The organism is Mesorhizobium sp. 128a, from assembly GCF_053848025.1.
Genome location: NZ_JBSPKY010000014.1, coordinates 187,636 through 207,382, shown reverse-complemented (window position 1 = coordinate 207,382; position 19,747 = coordinate 187,636). Strand labels below are relative to the sequence as shown.

The window sequence follows — 19,747 nt, the reverse complement described above, 5'->3', positions numbered from 1 at the left end:
AGGCGCTGCTCGACAACGCAAAGGCGCTGGCGGATCTGGAGTTCAGCGGCCAGAAGCTCAGCAAGGACCATATCGTCAAGATCCTGGGCCATGCCGGCGCGGCGCAGACGGTGATGGCGCTGCTGGACAACGCAAACGCGCTGGTGACGCTGGAGCTCAGCGGCCAGAAGCTCAGCAAGGACGATATTTTCAAGATCCTGGTCTGCAGCAGCGCGGCCCAGGCAGTGAAGGCGCTGCTGTACAATGGGCAGGAACTGGCGGAGCTGGAGTTCAACGGCCAGAAGCTCAGCAAGGACGATATTCTCAAGATCCTGGGGAATAAGGGCGCAGCGCAGGCGGTGAAGGCGCTGATGGGAGGAAGCGCAAAGGCGCTGGCGGCGCTGGAGTTCAGCGGCCAAAAGCTCAGCAAGGACGATATCGTCAAGGTTCTGCGCACCGGTGGCGCGGCGCAGGCCGTGAAGGCGCTGCTGGACCAGGCAAAGGCGCTGGTGCAATTGGAGTTCAGCGGCCAAAGGCTCAGCAAGGACGATATTGTCAAGATCCTGGCCAATAATGGTGCGGCGCAGGCGGTGAAGGCGCTGATCGACAACGCGCGGGGGCTGGCGGAGCTAGAGCTCAGCGGCCAGCAGCTCAGCAAGGACGATATCGTCACGATCCTGGCCAATGGTGGTTCGGCGCAGGCGGTGAAGGCGCTGCTCGACAACGCGCGGGCGCTGGCCAAGCTGGAGTTCAGCGGCCAGCAGCTCAGCAAGGACGATATCGTCACGATCCTGGCCAATGCTGGTGCGGCGCAGGCGGTGAAGGCGCTGCTAGACGAGGCGCTGGCCACGCTGGAGTTCGGCGGCGAGAAGCTCAGCAAGGACGATATTCTCAAGATCCTGGGGAATAATGGCGCAGCGCAGGCGGTGAAGGCGTTAATGGGACAAAGCGCAGAGGCGCTGGCGGCGCTGGAGTTCAGCGGCCAGAAGCTCAGCAAGGACGATATCGTCAAGATCCTGGGCCAGCCCGGCGGGGCGGAGGCGACGAAGGCGCTGCTGGGGAAGGCCGATAAATTAGCGAATATGCCTAAATCGAAAGTTTTGGCAGCCGCGAGTAAAAACCGTGGCGCCGCTACTGCAATTCGAAATCTTAAATGATGCTATCGAAACAAAAATTCTTCAGTAATAGGCGGTGCGCATTGTATAGTTACCAACGACAACGCAGTGTGATCCGCCAGCGCTGCAGGAATGCCAGCAGGACCCGCATCGGGTCAGCGCCGGCGCCGCCTCATGCGCGAAGCGCGAGGCCGCGTACTGGCAAGGGGCGCCGGGAGCTGGCGCAGATAGGTTGCCGGCGGCCCGACCAGGCTGGAGCGATCGGCGCATCGGAGCCGGGCAACAGCAGCGCCAGACGCTCGGCGTCGGCACGGCTGGCTTCCACACGGATCGCTGCGCTTTCGACCGTCCGGGTCCGGCTGCGCTCGCTTCGCCCACGAGCAGCGGCGTAGAGGTCCGACAGGGATAGGTAACGCTCGTCTGCTGGCCGCGAGAACCACTCCGAGGACCACCCGGCCGATCCGCTCGCCGCGACTCGCATCCACTTTGTAGCCACCGGCGCGATCGCTAGCGGCATGCAGAATTTCCACCTGGGTCGTGGATGATCTCCATGACGGGCGCCGGAAGCCCTCTCTCCCAGCCCTTAACCCGTCACGGGAAACCGTCCGCACTCACTCTGGCGGGGCGTTGCGGGGCAGCCGGTCCCGCAGAAGGGGTCGGGCGAGACGGCGGACCTCGGGCGCAGGGGAGGCTTTCCCGCTTGACCGCTCGTTGTGTTCTGTCAGAAAACTGCGTATATTTCTGACAGGAGAATAGCCAAAGCAACGGTTGACGGAACAGATTCTTGCACACGCGAAGGGGCTACCAGAAGGCACCCCAGTCGCGGCCAAGAGCTTGCTTTACCTCGGCAATCGCGCCGCGGTGGATCAAGCTTTGTCGCGCCTGGCAGAACGTGGTCAACTGATCCGGGCGGGTCGCGGGGTTTATCTCCCCCCGGTCACGAGCCGCTTCGGCACGAGGGCTCCGTCCGTGGATCAGGCCCTCGAGGCGCTCGCCAGCCAGCGCGGTGAAGTCATCCTCCCGAGCGGGGCGGCCGCCGCAAACAACCTTGGTCTCACCACGCAGGTGCCGGTTCGGTCGGTGTACCTGACCTCCGGACGTACCCGGACGATGAATCTCGGCAAGCAGGTGGTCGAGCTTCGCCACGCTCCGCCCTGGCAGCTCGCCATGGCTCATCGGCCGGCTGGCGAGGCGGTCCGCGCGCTGGCCTGGCTTGGGCCGGAGAAGGCGGAGGCCGCTCTGCAGACGTTGAAGCAGAAGCTTCCGGGATCCGCCTTCAACGAGCTGGTTGCGGCGGCGCCACAGCTTCCAACCTGGCTCGCGCGCAGCGTGGGGAAGGCCGCGCATGGCTGATGTCTTGATGCGTTTTTCAATCGAAGATCGCCGCGAGGCTCTGAGCGTCGCAGCGGATAAGTCGGGGCGGCCGGCATCCTCCTCGAAAAGGATGTGTGGGTGGTTTGGGCCTTGCTACGCTCTACGGATCGCCGATGGGCGAACGTCTGGTGTTCAAGGGCGGCACCTCGCTGTCCAAGGCCTACGGGGTCATCCGGCGGTTTTCCGAGGACGTCGATCTGACCTACGACATCCGAGCGATACCGCCCGACTTGGTGGGCAATAATGGCGAAGCGTTGCCGACGACCCGCAGCGAGGAAAAGCGCTGGTCAAGCGAAGTGCGTACGCGGCTGCCGGAGTGGGTGGCTGACACCGTTCAGCCGATCATTTCCGACGCGCTGGCTGGCGAGGCGCTCGCCGTCGCGATCCGGGTCGAAGGCGAGAAGCTCTTCATCGACTATGAGGCAACGACGGCTGGCTCGGGCTATGTGGCGCCGAGCGTAATGCTCGAGTTCGGAGCGCGATCGACGGGTGAGCCGGCGAGCTTGCGGGACGTTGCCTGCGATGCGTCTGGCCTTGTTCAAGGCGTGGTGTTCCCCTGCTTCCGGAGACCAGGGTATGGAGGCGCGTCGTTGCGACTGCGATTGCGCGAGGCAGGAACGAGGAGCAAGTTTACGGTCGTTTTCCGAGGAGCGCTCTCGATATTGAATGGGGTTCGACCTTTGGTCGTTGGCTGCTCATAGCGAAAGATGCTGAAACCACGAAAAAAAATTTACGACCAAAAATATTAGCTCTCCAGCCCAGCAAATACGGGAGGAAGCGCAGCCCTGGAGATAAACGGGACTCGCCTAAATTCAGGCCAGAGTGTCCTCGTCGCACAACACGAGGACGAAGCCCCTTTGAAGCACGAGCGATCCGAGAAACGATCGGATCACTATGGCAGAGTCAGGCGACAACGGCAGAAAGGGAACTGCGGCGTGTCAATCGCGGCCGCTGCCGCCGTCAGCACTGGCTGATGGCTGTTCTGTAAGCAAGACGGGATGGGAATCCGTCGAGACGAACGCCTCCGACCGGCCCGATAGTTATACGATCAGTCTTCCAGATGGCTTTCAACGCCGACTGATGGTCTCGCTTGCAAAGCGAGCCGCCCGCGATGACTATGAGCGATCATTACGCGAAGGATAGTTCATGGCACGCGCCGCGATATACGCTCGTTTCTCAACAAACCTCCAATCGGACCACTCCATTGACGATCAGGTGGCGCTCTGCCGTGCCTTTGCGATCCAGAACGGCTATGAGGTTGCGAAAGTCTATTCAGATGCAGTCAAGTCCGGCACTTCGATGCACAACCGCAACGGCATTCGTAGCCTCATGGGCGATGCCATGATGGGGGAGTTTGACGTCGTAATTGTCGAAGCTTTGGATCGCCTGTCACGCGACATGGAAGACCTCGCTGGGATCAGCAAGCGACTCAAGTTTCTGGATATCGACCTTATTGGTGTCCACGACGGCAAGGCAAATACAGTGACGGTCGGCCCTCGTGGTCTGGTCGGACAACTGTTCCGAGAGGACAACGCTCACAAAGTTCGGCGCGGGCTCGCCGGACGCGTGGAACAGGGGCTTTCAGGAGGTGGCCAAGCCTACGGCTACCGGCCAGATCCGTTGAACAAGGGCAAGATGCTTATTGTGGAGGACCAAGCGGAAGTCATTCGTCGCGTCTTCCGTGAATACGGCGATGACCTATCACCCCGCCAAATCGCGTATGGGTTGAACAAGGATCGCATCGCGCCTCCGCGCGGACCGCGCTGGAATGCCTCGACCAGTATCGGGTCAGCGCAGCGTGGAAATGGCATCCTTCACAACTGCCTCTATGTTGGCATCCGCATATGGAACCGGGTCGCTATGATTAAGGACCCAGACACGGGCAGGCGTGTAAGTAGGCCGAACCCGGAGAGCGAATGGAAGCGCGTGGAGGTTCCCGAACTTCGTATCGTTGCGGATGAGCTTTGGGAGATCGCCCAAGGCACGCGACGGGAACGAGTGAGGCCGGACGTCGCGACAAAGATGCGAAGGCCAAACGGTCCTACCAGGTCTCTTGAAGTGCGGGGCTTGTGGAGCCGGTATGTCTACTATGGGCACCGACAAGACCGGCCGGATCCGGGTCCGATGCTCCGCCGCGCATGAAAGCAGGACATGCCCCGACCCTAAGACCTTCTATCTTGATACGATCGAAAAGCTGGTCGTCGGAAGCCTCGTTGCGAAACTGTGTTCGCATGAGAATCTGGCGACCTACATCGCCGCTTATCAGGAAGAGCGGCAGCGTCTGATCGGTGACAAACCAGCCAAACGGATCAAGCTCGCACGCGACCTTGAAGCCGCTAAACGGGAAATGTCACGCGTGGTCGATCAGATTGCCAAGGGCATCGTTGAAGGCGAGGAGGTGGCCGATGAAATCCGCGCGATCCGCGAACGTCGGAAGGCCGTCGAAGTCGAATTGGCGGAGCAGCCTGAGCCTGAGAAAATAGTGACTTTCCTCCCAGCCGCTGCGCAACGCTTTGAACGGTTATGCGTGACCTTCACGAGGCGTTCCATGTGGGAGGAGTCGCAGGCATTGCCGAAAGCGCCGACTTCCTTCGAGAGATAGTTTCGACGGCCACCGTCTTCCGCAAGGAAGACGGGACGGGTGTTGAGGTGGAGGTTAAAGGCCACCTGAATGGCCTGCTCACCACGCAACCCATTGATAAAAATAGGAAAAAATTCGTCGTGGGGATCGATGGTAGCGGAGGAGCGCTACAAGCGCTCCCCACAGCGAACAAAACCCGCACAGGTGTGTGGGGATCGATGGTAGCGGGAGGGGGTTTCAATCAGAATAGCCTCAATGTGGTAGCCACAATCGCGCGGTTTGCGGGTGGCGCTGACACGAGGGCATCCGCTGATCTTCCCGCAATTGCCGCCTAAATCGGCCGCCCGGTTTGCATAGCGCAGAACGCAAAAAGAGCCCCCGGCGGATTTCTGCGGGCCAGGGCTTCGCCTTCATGCACGGTCCCCGGACCATAAAGCCCGTTTATATATTCCTCGCTTGGCGACCACCCCTGCGGGGCAGACTTGCCCGAGGGGCTTCGACGCGTCAGGCGTGTAGCTGAACCGGCGGCGCGCCCATTCGGGCCAGGCGAACAGCTACGCCAAGGCGCGCGACGGTCGCTGAAATACCTTTGCGACGATGTCGCTACTTGGCGATGAGATCGGCGAGCTTGGCCGCGACGTTTGCCAGCGAATTTTCTGCCGTGCTTAGGCCGTTTCGCGAGGCCAGCAAAGGACTGACGTTTCGAAGAGCTTCATAAGTCGTATTATGAATAATGGGCACGAGTTGGTCAGTCGCGAGAAGCGCCGAAAGCTCCCGGTCTGCAACGCCCCCTGTTGGAAGGCGAAGCAGCAGCGCGGGTGTCACCAGCACGATCCCGACGCGTGACTTTGCCAATCCCCTATCAATTTCGCGAAGGAACGACGATCCAAGAGGAATGTCCTTTTCGCTAAACCAGACAGTGACACCGAGCGCTTTGAGCAGATCGTAGAGTTCCGTGGCATCTTCCAGCCGGTCGGCCCACGCATGACATAGGAAGACATCACGAAGATCGGGTAGATCCGCTCGCTTCTCGACGGTTTCGCGGATGGGCGTGAGTGCCTTAACTTCCCCAGGCGTATATAAAACGGTGGAACTGGCTTTCGACCACTTCGCTCTTACGCTGCCGGACCCACCCCCGCTGCTGGACCCGCCCCCGCCGCTTCCCGACGACACGTAGGACGGTCGCGAGTAAGACGGCGGCGAGTACGAGCTGTAGCCGCTGTAACCGCTGTAACCGCCGCGACCACCGCATGCAGGGCATTCCGCTCGACCGCTTGCTGTGCGATGGCCTCGTGATGGCGCCGTGCATCTTGCCATGATGTTCCCCCTCAATCGCGCACCGATAGCACGGCAACGCGGCACCTGTCAGGGGGGCGCGCTACACACTTTCGTAGTTTTTCACGCGAGCCTGGCGGGCAGTCCGGAGGCCGGCCCGCCGACCGCACAGCGCAAAGCCATTGCGATCAGATTGCCAACCTGTTTGATCGGGCAGCGGCGGCCCTCGCGTCGATCGGGCCGCATAGGCATGACGCAGCAGCCGCAGACGACACGCGTGGGCAGTGGGCCTTGCCCCCGCCGGGCCGAATTCGCCTCCCTGGCCCTGCGCGGGAGCGCGGCCCCCGATCCGTAGGAGTATTTCGCCAGGCGCGTTTTGCGGTTGGGTTGTGTTCTAGACCGAGCTAGTCGAGCAGCATCACGGCCGTTGCGACAAGTCTTCCAGGGATCCCGTTCCCTGTCCGCGAGACTGTCGTCGCGACGAACAAGGGCATGAGCCGGAAACTTTGACCTGAGGCTCGCAAGAGAGCCTCTGCCAGGCTGGCCCTGGCACAGCGCTGTAGGATCGGCGAGTTCCAAGAAAGCCGCGTTGCTTCGGCGCTCCACCATATCGACAAGAGCGCGCGCATAACGCGTTGTGCAACACAGTCGTGGCGTGTCGGCCCTCGGGAATGATAGTCAGGGCCACTGGGGATTCTCATGGAAAAAGTCATGGTCCGCCTACCGAGCGGCAATGAGATGCTGCTCGAAGCGGAGATTGGAGGACGTGAGGAGGTCGCAGCAGGCGATAGCTTCGACTTCAACGAAAACCTTAAGGTTCTCCAAGAGGTCGGGTCGATGATTGGCACGGCCCTTCAGACGGCTCGGCCGACAGAGGCACAAGTGGAGATCGGGCTCGATGCGGCTGTCGAAGCTGGAAAGCATACAGCCCTGATCGTCAAAGGAAGCGGCTCAGCCAGCTTGAAGGTTACCCTGAAATGGAGCAGCAAGCCCTAGGCGGGGATTTCCCTCCACCGCTCGAGCATCTCGTCCAGGACTGCACCGTCAAGATCGCCCTGACGGGCGCTTTTGGAGAGGGCGCAGGCTCTGCAGAAGCTAGATCGGGCAATGACATTCATTCCGGAAGTCGGGCAGTATCTGGAGCACGATGGCGATACCGTACTGGCGACGAACATCAATTCGGCTGACGAACTGAGTGCGCCGCTCGCCGATTTTCGTTTTCAGCTTATTGACCCGGACTCCACGATCTTTGGCGGCGGCGAATTCTACCTGAATGATGACCTGCCGGAGCTCATTGAACAATTCAAGTCGATGGCATCGACGGATTCCGTCTTCAACAAGCTCCGCTTTGAGCCGAATTTTATCTGCAGCAAGCACTACCTTGCGTGTCTTCACGTGCGTAGCAGTAGTGGCACAAGGACTCTCGACATCTTCGTCTCCCTCAATGGCGACTACGCCTATGTCCAGCCCCACGACTTTAGCGGTCTCGTCAGCATGTTGAGCGAAATCGACGATGTGAATGTTTCGTTGTCGGTTGATGACGCAGCGATGGACAAATGGTCGTTTATCCTGCGGATGCTCAAATACTATTTTGTCGAGCTCACCTACCGGGTGAACCTTTCGACGATCTACGCGGGCGTGGTGGTGCCTGTCTCGCTCGTCCTCGTCGATGAGGCTGTCCTGGCCATTGTCGCCGCTGTCAGTGCCGCACCCTTTGTCGTTTGGTGGCTCATTACGCCTTGGCGATCCTGGCGAGAGAAAGCGCGGTAGGTACAGCCAGAACGGTAGAGCGAGACCATCACCCAATGTTCTCGTTAGGTCCCGAAGCTATACTATCCTTCATCAAATAAGACAGCCGGCCACTTCGGTTTTCCTCAAGTGCTGTTCGGAATTCCCGCTCGAACACCTACTGCAGCAGACGACGATCGAAGCACCCACGCCTTGTGCGACGAGCGCGCACGCGGTGTCAGCGAAGGCGTTTGGCAATCTGCTGCTGCTATCTGATTGTCCACCTGCGCCGGAGGCGCCGGGAGGTATGTGAGCCGGCGCTGTCCAGCGCCGGGAAATAGGCTTCCGCCTGCATCAAATGAGCGCCATCTCCGGGAGTCCCTGGCCGGGTTTGCCCAAGGTGGCTCGACTGCATATTGCGGCGTTCCGCGCCGATTTCCGCTCGCTGAAGGCCTTGTTCTCAACCCATTCATTAATCAGCTAATATTATTGATGTAATTTCGTTCGATGATCTTCGAAGAAGCCTTGACTGTTTAATAAGAATGACATGGAATGCTTTCCACTAGTCTTCTGACTGCCGAAGGGGAGGCTGCCTTTGTCGACGCCAAAAACATTGCGCGACATGCTGGATCTTGTGACCACGCCCGACATCGCGGAACCCGAGACGCTGAGCCTCAATACCCGCCGCCACTATGACCGCGTTCGCACGATTTTCGAGGACGAGAACATCGTCGGCGCCGGCATCGCACGAAAGGTGGCGGGCGAAGAGCGGACCAAGGACCTCAGCATCGTCTTCTACGTACGCCGCAAGATCCCGACAGCTGAGCTTCCTTCCGACCAAGTCCTACCGCCGGTAATGGCCGCCGCCAACGGGCGGGCGGTCTACACCGACGTGATCGAGATCGGCGATATCGTGCCTCAGGCCAACATCATGAAAAGCCCGCTCAAGAGCGGCTTCAGCGTAGGTCACAAGGACATCACGGCGGGCACACTCGGGGCGATAGTCAAGAAAGAGGGCAAGCGCTTCCTGTTGAGCAATTCCCACGTCCTAGCCAATTCAGGGCTTGGCGCCGCGGGTGATGCAATTCTCTATCCGGGCCCGCAAGACGGTGGCGATGAGCCCAGTGACGTCGTCGCCAAGCTCACCGCGTTCACGCAGTTCACGGCCGGTCCAAGCTTTACCAACACTCTAGATGCGGCGCTGGCCGAAGTCGACGAGGACAGGCTGGGCGCCATCGACGAGGATATCTGGTCGGCAAAGACACCGTTGAAAGTGGCAACGCCTCAACGCGACATGGCCGTGAAGAAGCGCGGCCGAACCACCAATGACACACAGTCCATGGTGCGCGACGTCGATTTCCGTGTCCTGGTGCGATATGAGGGTGTCGGCGTGATCGGCTTTACCGGTCAGGTGCTTTGCGACACCTATACCGGAGGAGGCGATTCGGGGGCGCTCGTCGTGGCGCAAGACAGCGGAGCCATCGTCGGTCTCCATTTCGCCGGATCACCCAAAGGTAGCGTGTTCACGCCGATACGTGCTGTCATGGAGGCCTTGAAGTTCAGGTTTTGACGGAGGCGTCATGGCGACCTTGAGCCAGGCGAACAGCGCGCGGGCGCAGCATGCGGACGATCTGGCCAAGGTCGGAGCGCATGCGATAGGGGTCGCGAAGGGAGAAAGCTTCGGTCGCGAGGGATGGGTCGTGGTTGTGTATGTCCAACCAGGCACAGCGCGTGACCTGCCGACGGCCCTAACGACCGAGCATGAAGGAAAGCCGGTCGATGTGCCGGTCGTCGTCGAAGATTCGGAGCCGTTCGAGGCACAATGATGCAGATGGGGGAAATGCCATGCCTACCTATATGCTGAAAACCCGCATGCCCGCTCTGGCCGCCCCGCAGGCGGTCGCCAAGCATACCACAATCGAGATCGCCATTCCGGAGATGGTGCCGCGAAGCTGCCGTCTCGAAGGCTATGACAAACGCGACATACCCACCTTCCAGGTGGACAAACAGATTATCTGCTACGCGTCGCCCGACTCGACATTCGCGGTGACAAAGAGGCTGATCGACAGCGCCCAGACATCAATCCTCATAGGCATCTACGATTTCACTGCTCCGTACATGGAAGAGCTCCTACTTGCCGCGCTGGCGCGCAAGGTGAAGGTGTCGCTTATGCTCGACATCGACACCAAGACCGAGAGCGATATGTTCGACCGTCTCCAGCAGATGGGAGTGCATGGCGTGTCAGCGCCTTCTTGCGCGAACCCAACCGTGCATGTGTTCAGCTCTTCGCACGAAAAGGTGATCGTCATCGATGACGAGTGGGTGCTGGTGCAGAGCGGCAACTACAGCGCCAACAGCATCCCGATGAATGTCGAGGATGGCCAGGCGACCGCCCATTTCCGGACTGGCAACCGCGACACCGGCCTTGCTATCAAGTCGACCGAACTGGCGAGATTCTTCACCGACATCCTCGAGTCCGACATGGCTCTGGTTGAGGCCGTGCCCGAAATGTTACGCAAGCCGGTCGAAGACGAGTTCTTCCTGGTGGAGGCGGCGCCGAAGCACATACCCGCGCAGCTCTTCCCGAGCGAGGAGTTCCAGCTTGACGGCCAACTGATGATCCAACCAGTGCTGAGCCCCGACAATTATATGGATGTCATGCCCGGCCTTATCGCTAAAGCACGCAAATCTGTCCTGATCGAGCAGCAGTATATCCGCTCGTCCCAGCCGCTTGTCGGCAAGCTTCTCGCGGCGATTGCCAAGGCGCGTGATGCGGCTCCCGACCTCGATGTGCGAATCGTGCTGGGCAAGCTATTCAGCAAGAGCGATATCGTGAAGGAAAAGAAAAACCTGGAGAATCTTGCTGAAGCGTATGGCCTGAACCTTGCCGACAACATCCGCTACATCAACACGGATGAATTCGTGCACTGCCACAATAAAATGATCGTGGTCGACGGCAAGAGCGTGTTGGTGAGTTCGCAGAACTGGTCGGATGCGGCGGTATCGAAAAACCGCGAAGCGGGCGTGTGGCTGACACATCCGGGCATTGCCGAGTATTTCACCAAGATATTCGAGAACGACTGGGCCAGCGCTTTCCAGGAACTTCCGGCTGTCGCCGACACAGAGGTGATGACGCCCGAGGCGCTTGGCGAAGGCGGCTATATCCGGGTGGATCGCGGCGACTACGAGGAGGTTTGAGGTGTATCAATCGTTGTTCCAGATCGCCAAGCAGATTGCCGGCGGGCGATTGGCTAGCATGCGTTAACTCGACCAGCAGCACCTGGCGCGCCTCGCCGGAGCACGCGGACAAGAACTCATTTGGAGATTAGCGGTCGATGGTACAACATGCGTTGAGCTATTGCTCGCTGAATACCCACACGGTCATTTTCCCGAGCAGTTCACATATCCGAAGCAGACAATCAGCTCAGATTTGCATTCGATCCAAAGCAACAACACCAAAGGGGCCACGAATGAGGCGCCGAGGGTTAGCCGACTCCAAGCGTCGCCCGCTCGAATTAACACAGACGTCTTATCAGATCCGTGACTTTGGCATAGGCTACAGTTCCGGTACCGCCCGGGGGGGCAGCCATGATCGGGAAAGTGCGTAATAGCTTCGCGATGCTCTTCGTTTTTAGTTGTATCTACGTCGGATCGCTGGACGTTGGCGCATTTGCGCAGGGCCAGCCCGAACCGCTCAGGCCGTTGGTGTTTGTACCCGGTATCCTTGGCACGGAGCTGCTTGACGACGACGGTAAGGTTGTATGGGGGGATTCCTCATCGTTATCCAATTTCGAAAAACTCGAACTCGGCGCAACCCCACCGCAGCCACCACTTCATCCTGGCCATCTTATCACGAGCATTAATGTTCTCGGGCCGTTTTGGACAATTCACCAATATGACGGTCTGCTATCTGTTCTTCAGGCGTTGAACTACAAGGAGGGCAGCAATCTTTTCATACTTTATTATGACTGGAGAAAAAGCAATTTCGACAATGCGTTGAAACTGAAGGAGCTTATCGATGGTAATCCTGCTCTTAAGGGGAAGGATATCGATATTATGGCCCATAGTATGGGCGGCCTTATTGTCAAAATATATTTGAACGAGAATGCCAATGACGCCCACGTCGCGCGGTTTATCAGCCTCGCGGTTCCAAGTCGAGGGTCGATGAACGCGCTTGCCGAAATGACGAACGGATGGGGCGGGTTCGAAAATTGGCTATCAGGTGGCATCGGCACCATCCGCCGAGTGATGTTTTCATTTCCGTCTTTGTATGAATTATTCCCCAGCTACGACCACTGCTGCCGCTTTGGACGGCCAGTGCAGGGCGGGTTCACGGAATTCGATCCGACGGACGCGAAGCTTTGGCAGGCAGGCGACTGGATACCGCCTGAGGAACGAACCGGACCGAGATTAGCGAACGTGCTTCAGGATCTCGATAACGCTCGGAAGCTGAAGGCGATATTGCGGCAGCCTTTGCCTCCCACCATCGAGCAGACACTGATTGCGGGGGACAAGTTCTCAACCAACCTCTACCTCTACGTCGATCCGAATGTCCGAACCTGGGAGCACTGGCACTTCAGCCAGAGCGTCGGGGACGGAACCGTCCCGCTGTGGAGCGCGGCAAATTCGGACTGGCCTGGCCAAAGCCTGCCAGCTTTCACCGATCATGCAACGATCTTCGATGACAAGGGGGTGGTGAACAAGCTGCAGCGCATGCTGAACAAGAACGCGGGGCCACCCCCAATTGCGATGGCCAGCCTTCCGCTTGCGCGGACAGCGTCCGACCGCCTCGTCGAGATTTCGATGGTAAAGGCCGAGTTCGATAAGTCTGTGGTAAAGGCGGGGGACGGAGCCCGTCTCACAATCTCGATTGTCTTCGTTGACCCGATCGCGAAAGGCGACCTGCAGCCGAACCTCATGCTGAGTGACCCCACGGGATCTCAACAGTTGCCAGTGCAGGATACCACGTCGGTCACTGATGAAGCTAACCGAACGCTGTCCTTCTCCGCTTCGGTAAGCACGTCGCCACCAGGCGCCTACTCGGTTCGAATATCGATTCCTGGAATGGGGGGCGCCTACAGCCGCGACATCGTAGCCTTGCCCCCTCACTCGTGATCGCAGGAGCCGCGAAAATGGAAAGACTGGCAGCATTCCTGCTGTGTGCCTGTGGTCTCCTCTATGCGGAGCGAGCATCGGCGCAAGCGATTGATAAGGGCAAAATCTGGGATGCTAATCGCGGGGCGGTCGTGAAGATTCACGCGTTCGGCACCAGCGCTGATGGCTCGCCAAAAGCAATCGACGCAGGGACAGGTATCTTTGTGTCTCCTGAAGGATACATCCTGACGGCCTTGCACGTCGTTGGAAAAGACGAGGACTGGGGCAAGGTAGGACCGGACCAAACTCCGGATCGGCACGTCGAGGTGACGTTGCTCGATCACGCGGGATCGCCGCACGTCATTTCCCAAAACGCTTACGTGAAAATCATCCTAGGCGTCGACCTTGCGCTGCTACGCGTCGATGGCCACTGTTTCCAGTACGCCAAACTTGCTGCGCAACGCCCCGGAGGCTTCCCGACTTTGGTGGCGATTGTCTGGGGAACTGACACGGTTCCACACCCTACTTCGACTGATCTCACCGAGACTGATGTATCGCGCAGTGGGGATAAGCTTACAGTCGATCGAATCGCCGCAGTGGGTGGCTACAGCGGATCGCCACTTTTCAACGCGGCAGGCGAAATCGTCGGGGTGCTCGACAACCGCTTCGGCGACTTTGGAGCGCTTGCGATCCCGTCTACCGAAGCGATGGCGAGCGTTCCTGTTACCACAGGGTCAGGAGGTCCCTATCCAGACTCCTGCTACGCGCTTTGCGCGCACCCCGATCATGGCATAGACCACTGGACTCATGAGGAGCCTTGGACGGCAGATTCGGGATGGCGTGACGGCGGCAGCGATCCGACGAGCTTTTGCGCGACGGAGAAGCTGAAGCAGGAGAGCGCCCATCCCGGTGCGGTGGTCACCTTCGAGCCTTTGCCGGAAGACCACCGAGTCCAGTGGAACCCGTTCAAGCACGATCAATATCGCTACTCTTGCAAAGGCGTTGATCGTTGGGAGCCGGTCTACGTTACAGCGCGCTCTCCCGCTTGCGGATTGCAGTCTCAATGAACATCGGTTAGCTACTCAAAAGATCTTGGCCGTGACCTGATCAAGTAAAGCCCTTTCAAAATGAGAGAGGCCAATGGCGTAGAACGGCGTGCATAAAGGCGGGTTCGCTTTGCGCCAAAATGTCGGCGTTGAAATCGGCTCCGCCAGCGCCTGGAATCAGAAATTGCTGGTGACCACCCTAGACACGGTTGGTCAGGGGGTGAAGGTCAACTAACCCAACCAACCATAGTTTGAGGGCGCGTCAGTTCGGCCCCGGATCACTGATCTTGGCCGTCAATCCACATCGCGTCCGGCACAACCACCAACTTGCCGACAAGTCCTTTGCCATTAAGTCCGTCTGCGCGCGGTGAAAGTCCGACAAGCGGTAGACACCGCCGACGAGGGGCTCGATCTTCTTCTCCTCGATGAAGCGCACGATGCGGCGAAAATTCGCCCGCGTGCCTTGGCTCGAGCCGTGCAATTGGAGCTGCTTCAGATACATGGTGCGGAGGTAAAGCTGCACGACCGGCCCGGCGATTGCTCCGGCCGTCGCGTAGCGGCCTTCGCGGCGAAGGATGCGCAACAGGTCGTGAAGATGGTGCCTCCGATAAGGTCGGCGACAACGTCGACGAGTTTTCCGTCGGTCGCTTCGTTGACGGCGGCCGGCAGATCGGCGACGCCGGGCGCTATCACCTTCTCGGCACCTATGTCGAGGACTGCCCGCTCCTTGCCCTTGCCGACGACCGTATAAGGGATGGCGCCGCGCGCCCTTGCCAGTTGCACGATGCCCGAGCCGACGCCGCCGGAGACGTGACCAGCACCCGCTCGCCCGCCTTCAGCCCGCGCGCTCCAGCATCTGTTCGCCGGTCGGCGCGAAGCCGAGGGTGTCGCCCTGCGGCATGGCGCGGCCGATGACACCGCTGGCCGCCAGCGCCGTGGCGATCTGTGGCCCGATTCTCAGCGAAGCATCGAAGAAGACGCGATCCTTGACGAACTCGACCGCCGCCAGCATGCCGTCGCCGCGCACCTCGCGACCGCCGACGGCCTTGGCGAGTTCGGCGCTGAAATAGGCGCCCGTCTCGCCTGCGTTTTTCACCAGATCCATCTCATGGATAATCGTCCCAGCCGGTGATAAAGGTTCGCGCCTACGGTCGCTCGGCTGAGGATGTGCCGCATATCAAGTCCTTCAAGAGCGGAGCGAGCGTGGCAAGAGGGCATCCGAATATGATACGTCTTGTCGGAAGCCAAGCGCTCTGCAGAGCGACAACCCAATACCGAACAGCTTTCTCGCCCTCTATCCGGAACCCGAATATCGGCCCGCCACTCATGCCTTCGATGCTCCTGATTGGCACGCCATTGTCGATTTCCGCAATGAAGCGGGGGTAAGTCGTTGCGCGCGTACCTGGAGGCGGCGTCTCGTGGCGCACGACGCGAAACATCGTCGGCGTTACCGCTCCATTTCCCGATCTGTCTACGACGGGCGACGTAAACTCCTGCGGCAGCCCGGCATCGCGTAACCATCAAAGCGGACTCGGTGCTGATGCGTCCACCGCTCCTCATCAAGCGCAATCGTTCCGTTCCTTGCCAGGAGATTGGTGTAGTAGGGGCGCAGCGGTATTGCACCGAAATCAAGCCCCTGTTCGTCGTCATCGACAAAGAAGAATGGTTCATTCCTTATGTCGAACGGAACTGGTTTGTCGCTGACGCGGCCTTTCGCGTACGTGTCTGCCAAAGCGACATCGACGATTTCGATCCTGTCATCGGCGAGCTTTTGTTCAAGGTCAGCCAGAACATGGCCTGCCGTCAGGAAACAGATTGAGCCCGCAATATCGATCAGCGTGCCGTTATAGGCGGCAAAGGATAGCGCGCTGTCTTTGCGAGCGTCCGCCAATCGATACGTTACACAGATCGCCAAGAGATGACGGCCAAAGAACTGAAGGGCGTCGCTTTCACCCCATTCAGGTTGGGTCAAATCCATGTGCCGACTCGAGGGGTCAATCCTTCGCTTTCAAGAGCAGACTGCACGAAGGGATCAAGTGAGGCAATCGCCGCAGGAAACGCCTTCGCTTGCTGTAGCCTCCAGTTGCCGAAAGTCGCCAAGCGACGAAGGGGCCCGGATCGCAGGGCAGGGTGCCAGGTCATTCCCTTGCCTCATCCCGAACTAGAACAATAGGGCGATCAGCTTGTCGACCTCGTCCGCCTCCTTCGCGAACGCCTTCTTCAGCGCGTCTGGATCTCCCCCACTGACTTTCCAATAGGAATACCAGTATGCAGCATGATCGGCATTGGTTTGGCCGATCGATGCAGGAACCTTCTTGAAGGCGATGCGGACCAAATAGGTGCCAAACCCGTCATTCTGCTCAAGTAATGTGCGAATGAGGTTGCCGTCGGGAAAGTACGAGGATGAGCGGTCCTTCGGATCATAATCGGGAAGGTCATCCTCTGCATCTTTCAGTTGTTTCTTGGTATTTCCGGAAACCGCTGCAAGCTTGTCGATATAGCCTGCCCGGCGGGCATATTGCAGCGCTTCCTTCGCTCGATAAGCCTCGAACTGGAAGAAGCTTCTTGCTGGCCCGCCACCGTATTGAATGCGTGTTTGCAGCTTATCGCCTTCATGCCAGGCGACATGAAGAAGAAAGCGTTTGGTGTTGTCGGAAGGGTTGGCATCAATATCGTCGATGCAAGCGCTCACAATCGGCCAGAAAGCCAGCGCCCGCTTCATCGGGTCGGGCTCGTCGGGAATATCCACCAATATTGAGCGTATGAGCGAGGCGTTCCGAGCAGCGGCGAGCACAAGGGTTTCATGCCATAGCGAGATTGCCGCCTGCGTGTCAGCTCGCTGGCCGTCCCCCAACACGTTCAATTCCGGTAGGCTGCTTAGGAGACGGCTGCAAAGGTCGAGCTGTTCAAGGATCTCGCGCTGTTGTTTCAGGACGTCTGACAGCGCCTCTCGAGGCAGTTCACGCCATGTTGCTGGAGCGCGTCGCGCCAACAATCCTGGCCGATCTGAGGATCTGGCTTTGTTCGGCATATTTTCCATGGTCGATTCCGCTCGAATAGATCGCATATGGCGTCAGGAAGATCAAACCCCCCGTAAATATAACGACAGTAAACAATTAAGAATACCCCAAATGCCCAGGGGCCGCCATCTGTCATAAAAATCACATAATCAGAGAAGCGGTACTTGATGCCGCCTTGAGTTTTGGGATAGTTTTTTGACTATCAGAGGTGGTAGAGCGGAAGTTTATATCGGCTCTTCCACTTGGAGAGCGGAAATCTCCCTAGCGACCCCAGGTGTGGCGGGAGGGGAAAAATCTAACATGAAAATTCTTCTGGCCATTCGTCGATCCTTACGACGTTCAGGCCGTCCACCAGCATAAGCGTCGCCGAACACGAACTTGAGTGCTGCAGTTGGACACTATGATGGATGAGACGACATCGATTGTGGAAACGCCTTGTGCTTGTATCGGTCTGTCGGGGGGAGAATAATGAATCGTCGAAATTTCATGAAGCAGTCATCGCTGTCTCTCGTTGCCGTTGCTGCAGGCTGTAAGACGGAAGGCGGGACCGAACCCGGACACGACGCAAGTCTAATCGACGCCCATTGTCATGTGTTCAACGCGTCCGACCTGCCGACAGCACGCTTTCTTCGCCAGGTGGTGTTCGACGATTTTCCCAAGCAATCGGCCAAAATCTTGGCGATACGAGATCCTGATGTGGCAGATGAGTTCTACAAACTCATCGTGCGATTGCTGGGAGCTGACAAGGCGCCAAGCGCCGATCAGGAAGACGCCTACCTGACGACAGGTCGGCACGCCCGTCTGTCAGCTCAATCGGCCGACAACGCACGCCAGGCTGCGGTTGAGGACACCGCACAGCATTTGCTTGAGCTCGACCGGAAAAGCAAACGGATCATCAGCATGGATGGCCTGTCCGACGGCTCGGGTCGGGCTCCCTTGGCGCAGGAGAAATTCCTGAACTACATGCTTGGGGATCCGACAGTCACACTTCGGGCCGACAAGGAGTTTTCATATTCGCATGCCCATGCCGCGAGTCAAAGAGCATTCGACGGCCAGGGTGCGCTCGCCAGGTATCTGAACTGGTTCAGCCTCTTCAGGCTCTATCGTCACGTTCTCGTCGAACGCCTCATTTCAGACACCGAACAGCAGGGCTTTCGACCTATCATGCTGACCCCTGCGCTGGTGGACTATGACGAATGGCTCTACGAGGACGTCGATGCCTCCCCGCTGCCGCGCCAGATGCTGGTCATGGACACGATTTCGCAGCGCATGGCCAAGAAAGGCACCGTGGTTCATGGCTATATGGGCTTTGATCCACTGCGAGAGGTTGCCTACCGGGCGCGCAAAAGCGCTGTCAGTTCGCTGGCGACGACGCGGGCAGCACTGACAGAGCATGGCTTCGTTGGCGCGAAACTTTATCCACCCATGGGTTTTCGCGCTTCCGGCAACTCCCGACCCTATCCCAAGCGCACCGTTGCGGCTTTGGGGTTTGATCCGAGCAAGCAGCTGGATACCGCCCTTGAGGATCTTTATCGGTTGTGTGTGGAACTGGATGCCCCGATCCTTGCCCATGCCGCTGCGTCGAACAGCTCAGGTCCTGGATATGAAAAGCGGGGAGACCCTGCCTATTGGATCCCGGTCTTCCAGAAGTTCCCCAGTTTGCGGGTGTGCTTGGCCCATTTCGGCAGCTTCGATTCGAAATCGGCAGGACGGGAAAAAATGCCTTTGCCGCAGGGGAGTTGGGAATGGCGACTCGGCGAGTTTGTCAAATCTCACCCGCGTCAGAATGTTGTCGCTGATATCAGTTACTTTTCAGAGGTCCTGACGACCGACACCGAAACCAGGAAGTCCCTGGCGGCCTCCTTCAGCCGCTGGTTGACCGAATTCGATCCTGACTGTGGTCACATCCTTTATGGAAGCGACTGGATCATGTTGGGCAAGGAAGCCGGCTACAATCACTATGTCGAGAGCATCAATGCTTTCCTTCGAACTGAGTGCCGTTTGTCGGACGACGCTTGCGACAAGATATTCCGGCGCAATGCATTGCGATTTCTTCCGCTGGCACATGGCAGCCGCGGTCGGGATCGCCTTCTGGCTTACTATCGAAGGAATGGCCTTGATGAGGCTCTGCTGCCCTCAGGCAGTCCACGGTTGCTCGCGGGTCTGTTAGGACGCTAGGCAGCTATTCGAAAGATGAAACCCGGTGGTCTGACGATAGCCATGCCGCCATGGGTGCTCAGGACGAGAAAGCGCGATAAAAAGACTTGGGCTTTGAAGCCCGGCAGCGGGCCTTGCAGTGCTATCAGCAGGGCCCTTTATGCACCAACACTGCCCAGTCCTTCTCTGCCCAACAAAGACTGTCATAAGTCTTTTCGATCCGCGCCTTGATATTTTTGGCGCATACCGGCGGGAAAAATGGGCACCTTTTTGTCCCGCGCCCTGGCACTTCCCGTCATGAAGTATTAGGGCATTGGCATTCTCGGCCTCGCACGGATTCGCATAGGTTGAAATGCCTCTTGCAGTTGAAACCCCGCA

Annotated in this window: 15 protein-coding genes and 4 pseudogenes; 13 read left to right on the top strand and 6 right to left on the bottom strand. The window is 58.7% G+C overall.

What is annotated here, in order from left to right; translation table 11 throughout:
• The first annotated feature begins 113 nt into the window (after positions 1-113).
• The gene (locus ACWTU9_RS23000; RefSeq protein ID WP_455860283.1) at positions 114-1,136 is read left to right on the top strand and encodes a hypothetical protein; all 1,023 of its coding nucleotides are present in this window, start codon (positions 114-116) and stop codon (positions 1,134-1,136) included.
• 158 nt (positions 1,137-1,294) lie between these two features.
• Here ACWTU9_RS23000 and ACWTU9_RS22995 read toward each other — a convergent pair.
• A pseudogene (locus ACWTU9_RS22995) lies at positions 1,295-1,615 on the bottom strand (DUF932 domain-containing protein); the annotation flags it as partial.
• Between the two features lie 247 nt (positions 1,616-1,862).
• Here ACWTU9_RS22995 and ACWTU9_RS22990 point away from each other — a divergent pair.
• The 4 genes and pseudogenes from ACWTU9_RS22990 (at position 1,863) to ACWTU9_RS22975 (ending at position 5,070) form a co-directional block, all read left to right on the top strand.
• Positions 1,863-2,447 carry a DUF6088 family protein gene (locus ACWTU9_RS22990; protein ID WP_455860282.1) on the top strand — a complete coding sequence of 195 codons (585 nt, stop codon included), beginning with the start codon at positions 1,863-1,865 and terminating at the stop codon, positions 2,445-2,447.
• Positions 2,440-3,034: pseudogene (locus tag ACWTU9_RS22985) on the top strand (nucleotidyl transferase AbiEii/AbiGii toxin family protein); the annotation flags it as partial. The gene ACWTU9_RS22990 and the pseudogene ACWTU9_RS22985, both read left to right, overlap by 8 nt.
• A gap of 580 nt (positions 3,035-3,614) precedes the next feature.
• Complete coding sequence (locus ACWTU9_RS22980; protein ID WP_455860281.1) at positions 3,615-4,610, top strand: recombinase family protein; 996 nt, start codon at positions 3,615-3,617, stop codon at positions 4,608-4,610.
• Positions 4,558-5,070: a hypothetical protein gene (locus tag ACWTU9_RS22975; protein ID WP_455860280.1), complete on the top strand. Its 513-nt coding sequence runs from the start codon at positions 4,558-4,560 to the stop codon at positions 5,068-5,070. The genes ACWTU9_RS22980 and ACWTU9_RS22975 overlap by 53 nt, the downstream gene beginning before the upstream one ends.
• A 582-nt stretch (positions 5,071-5,652) precedes the next feature.
• Here the strand turns inward: ACWTU9_RS22975 and ACWTU9_RS22970 are convergent.
• Complete coding sequence (locus tag ACWTU9_RS22970) at positions 5,653-6,222, bottom strand: toll/interleukin-1 receptor domain-containing protein (RefSeq protein WP_455860279.1); 570 nt, start codon at positions 6,220-6,222, stop codon at positions 5,653-5,655.
• Between the two features lie 801 nt (positions 6,223-7,023).
• On the opposite strand from ACWTU9_RS22970, the gene ACWTU9_RS22965 reads away from it, so the two are divergent.
• From ACWTU9_RS22965 to ACWTU9_RS22935, 7 genes are all read left to right on the top strand, one after another.
• Complete coding sequence (locus ACWTU9_RS22965) at positions 7,024-7,320, top strand: CU044_2847 family protein (protein WP_455860278.1); 297 nt, start codon at positions 7,024-7,026, stop codon at positions 7,318-7,320.
• Between the two features lie 111 nt (positions 7,321-7,431).
• A complete protein-coding gene (locus tag ACWTU9_RS22960; RefSeq protein ID WP_455860277.1) occupies positions 7,432-8,094 on the top strand; it encodes a hypothetical protein in 663 nt (220 codons plus the stop codon).
• Between the two features lie 553 nt (positions 8,095-8,647).
• The gene (locus tag ACWTU9_RS22955; protein ID WP_455860276.1) at positions 8,648-9,622 is read left to right on the top strand and encodes a hypothetical protein; all 975 of its coding nucleotides are present in this window, start codon (positions 8,648-8,650) and stop codon (positions 9,620-9,622) included.
• 10 nt (positions 9,623-9,632) lie between these two features.
• On the top strand, positions 9,633-9,878 hold the full coding sequence (locus tag ACWTU9_RS22950; protein WP_455860275.1) for a hypothetical protein: 246 nt from the start codon (positions 9,633-9,635) through the stop codon (positions 9,876-9,878).
• Complete coding sequence (locus tag ACWTU9_RS22945; protein WP_455860274.1) at positions 9,832-11,250, top strand: phospholipase D-like domain-containing protein; 1,419 nt, start codon at positions 9,832-9,834, stop codon at positions 11,248-11,250. The genes ACWTU9_RS22950 and ACWTU9_RS22945 overlap by 47 nt, the downstream gene beginning before the upstream one ends.
• A 390-nt stretch (positions 11,251-11,640) precedes the next feature.
• Complete coding sequence (locus tag ACWTU9_RS22940) at positions 11,641-13,167, top strand: lipase/acyltransferase domain-containing protein (RefSeq protein ID WP_455860273.1); 1,527 nt, start codon at positions 11,641-11,643, stop codon at positions 13,165-13,167.
• Positions 13,168-13,184: 17 nt separating this feature from the next.
• Complete coding sequence (locus tag ACWTU9_RS22935; protein WP_455860272.1) at positions 13,185-14,213, top strand: S1 family peptidase; 1,029 nt, start codon at positions 13,185-13,187, stop codon at positions 14,211-14,213.
• Between the two features lie 257 nt (positions 14,214-14,470).
• Here the strand turns inward: ACWTU9_RS22935 and ACWTU9_RS22930 are convergent.
• The 4 genes and pseudogenes from ACWTU9_RS22930 to ACWTU9_RS22915 all read right to left on the bottom strand — a co-directional run.
• Positions 14,471-15,060: pseudogene (locus tag ACWTU9_RS22930) on the bottom strand (zinc-binding dehydrogenase); the annotation flags it as partial.
• Positions 15,061-15,309 (bottom strand): annotated as a pseudogene (locus tag ACWTU9_RS22925) (aspartate aminotransferase family protein); the annotation flags it as partial.
• A 354-nt stretch (positions 15,310-15,663) separates the two neighbouring features.
• Positions 15,664-16,170, bottom strand: a complete 507-nt coding sequence (locus ACWTU9_RS22920; protein WP_455860271.1) for a hypothetical protein — start codon at positions 16,168-16,170, stop codon at positions 15,664-15,666.
• 183 nt (positions 16,171-16,353) lie between these two features.
• Complete coding sequence (locus ACWTU9_RS22915) at positions 16,354-17,232, bottom strand: hypothetical protein (RefSeq protein ID WP_455860270.1); 879 nt, start codon at positions 17,230-17,232, stop codon at positions 16,354-16,356.
• A 466-nt stretch (positions 17,233-17,698) separates the two neighbouring features.
• Between ACWTU9_RS22915 and ACWTU9_RS22910 the strand changes: the two genes are divergently transcribed.
• Entirely contained in the window at positions 17,699-19,390 is a 1,692-nt protein-coding gene (locus tag ACWTU9_RS22910; RefSeq protein ID WP_455860269.1) for an amidohydrolase family protein, read from the top strand.
• Positions 19,391-19,747: the final 357 nt, after the last annotated feature.

Bases quoted from the DNA above. Each gene is read 5' to 3' on its own strand.
- ACWTU9_RS23000 (WP_455860283.1), top strand. From the start codon at position 114: ATGGCGCTGCTGGACAACGCAAACGCGCTGGTGACGCTGGAGCTCAGC.
- ACWTU9_RS22980 (WP_455860281.1), top strand. From the start codon at position 3,615: ATGGCACGCGCCGCGATATACGCTCGTTTCTCAACAAACCTCCAATCG.
- ACWTU9_RS22975 (WP_455860280.1), top strand. From the start codon at position 4,558: ATGGGCACCGACAAGACCGGCCGGATCCGGGTCCGATGCTCCGCCGCG.
- ACWTU9_RS22965 (WP_455860278.1), top strand. From the start codon at position 7,024: ATGGAAAAAGTCATGGTCCGCCTACCGAGCGGCAATGAGATGCTGCTC.
- ACWTU9_RS22960 (WP_455860277.1), top strand. From the start codon at position 7,432: ATGACATTCATTCCGGAAGTCGGGCAGTATCTGGAGCACGATGGCGAT.
- ACWTU9_RS22950 (WP_455860275.1), top strand. From the start codon at position 9,633: ATGGCGACCTTGAGCCAGGCGAACAGCGCGCGGGCGCAGCATGCGGAC.
- ACWTU9_RS22945 (WP_455860274.1), top strand. From the start codon at position 9,832: ATGTGCCGGTCGTCGTCGAAGATTCGGAGCCGTTCGAGGCACAATGAT.
- ACWTU9_RS22940 (WP_455860273.1), top strand. From the start codon at position 11,641: ATGATCGGGAAAGTGCGTAATAGCTTCGCGATGCTCTTCGTTTTTAGT.
- ACWTU9_RS22935 (WP_455860272.1), top strand. From the start codon at position 13,185: ATGGAAAGACTGGCAGCATTCCTGCTGTGTGCCTGTGGTCTCCTCTAT.
- ACWTU9_RS22920 (WP_455860271.1), bottom strand. From the start codon at position 16,170: ATGGATTTGACCCAACCTGAATGGGGTGAAAGCGACGCCCTTCAGTTC.
- ACWTU9_RS22915 (WP_455860270.1), bottom strand. From the start codon at position 17,232: ATGGAAAATATGCCGAACAAAGCCAGATCCTCAGATCGGCCAGGATTG.
- ACWTU9_RS22910 (WP_455860269.1), top strand. From the start codon at position 17,699: ATGAAGCAGTCATCGCTGTCTCTCGTTGCCGTTGCTGCAGGCTGTAAG.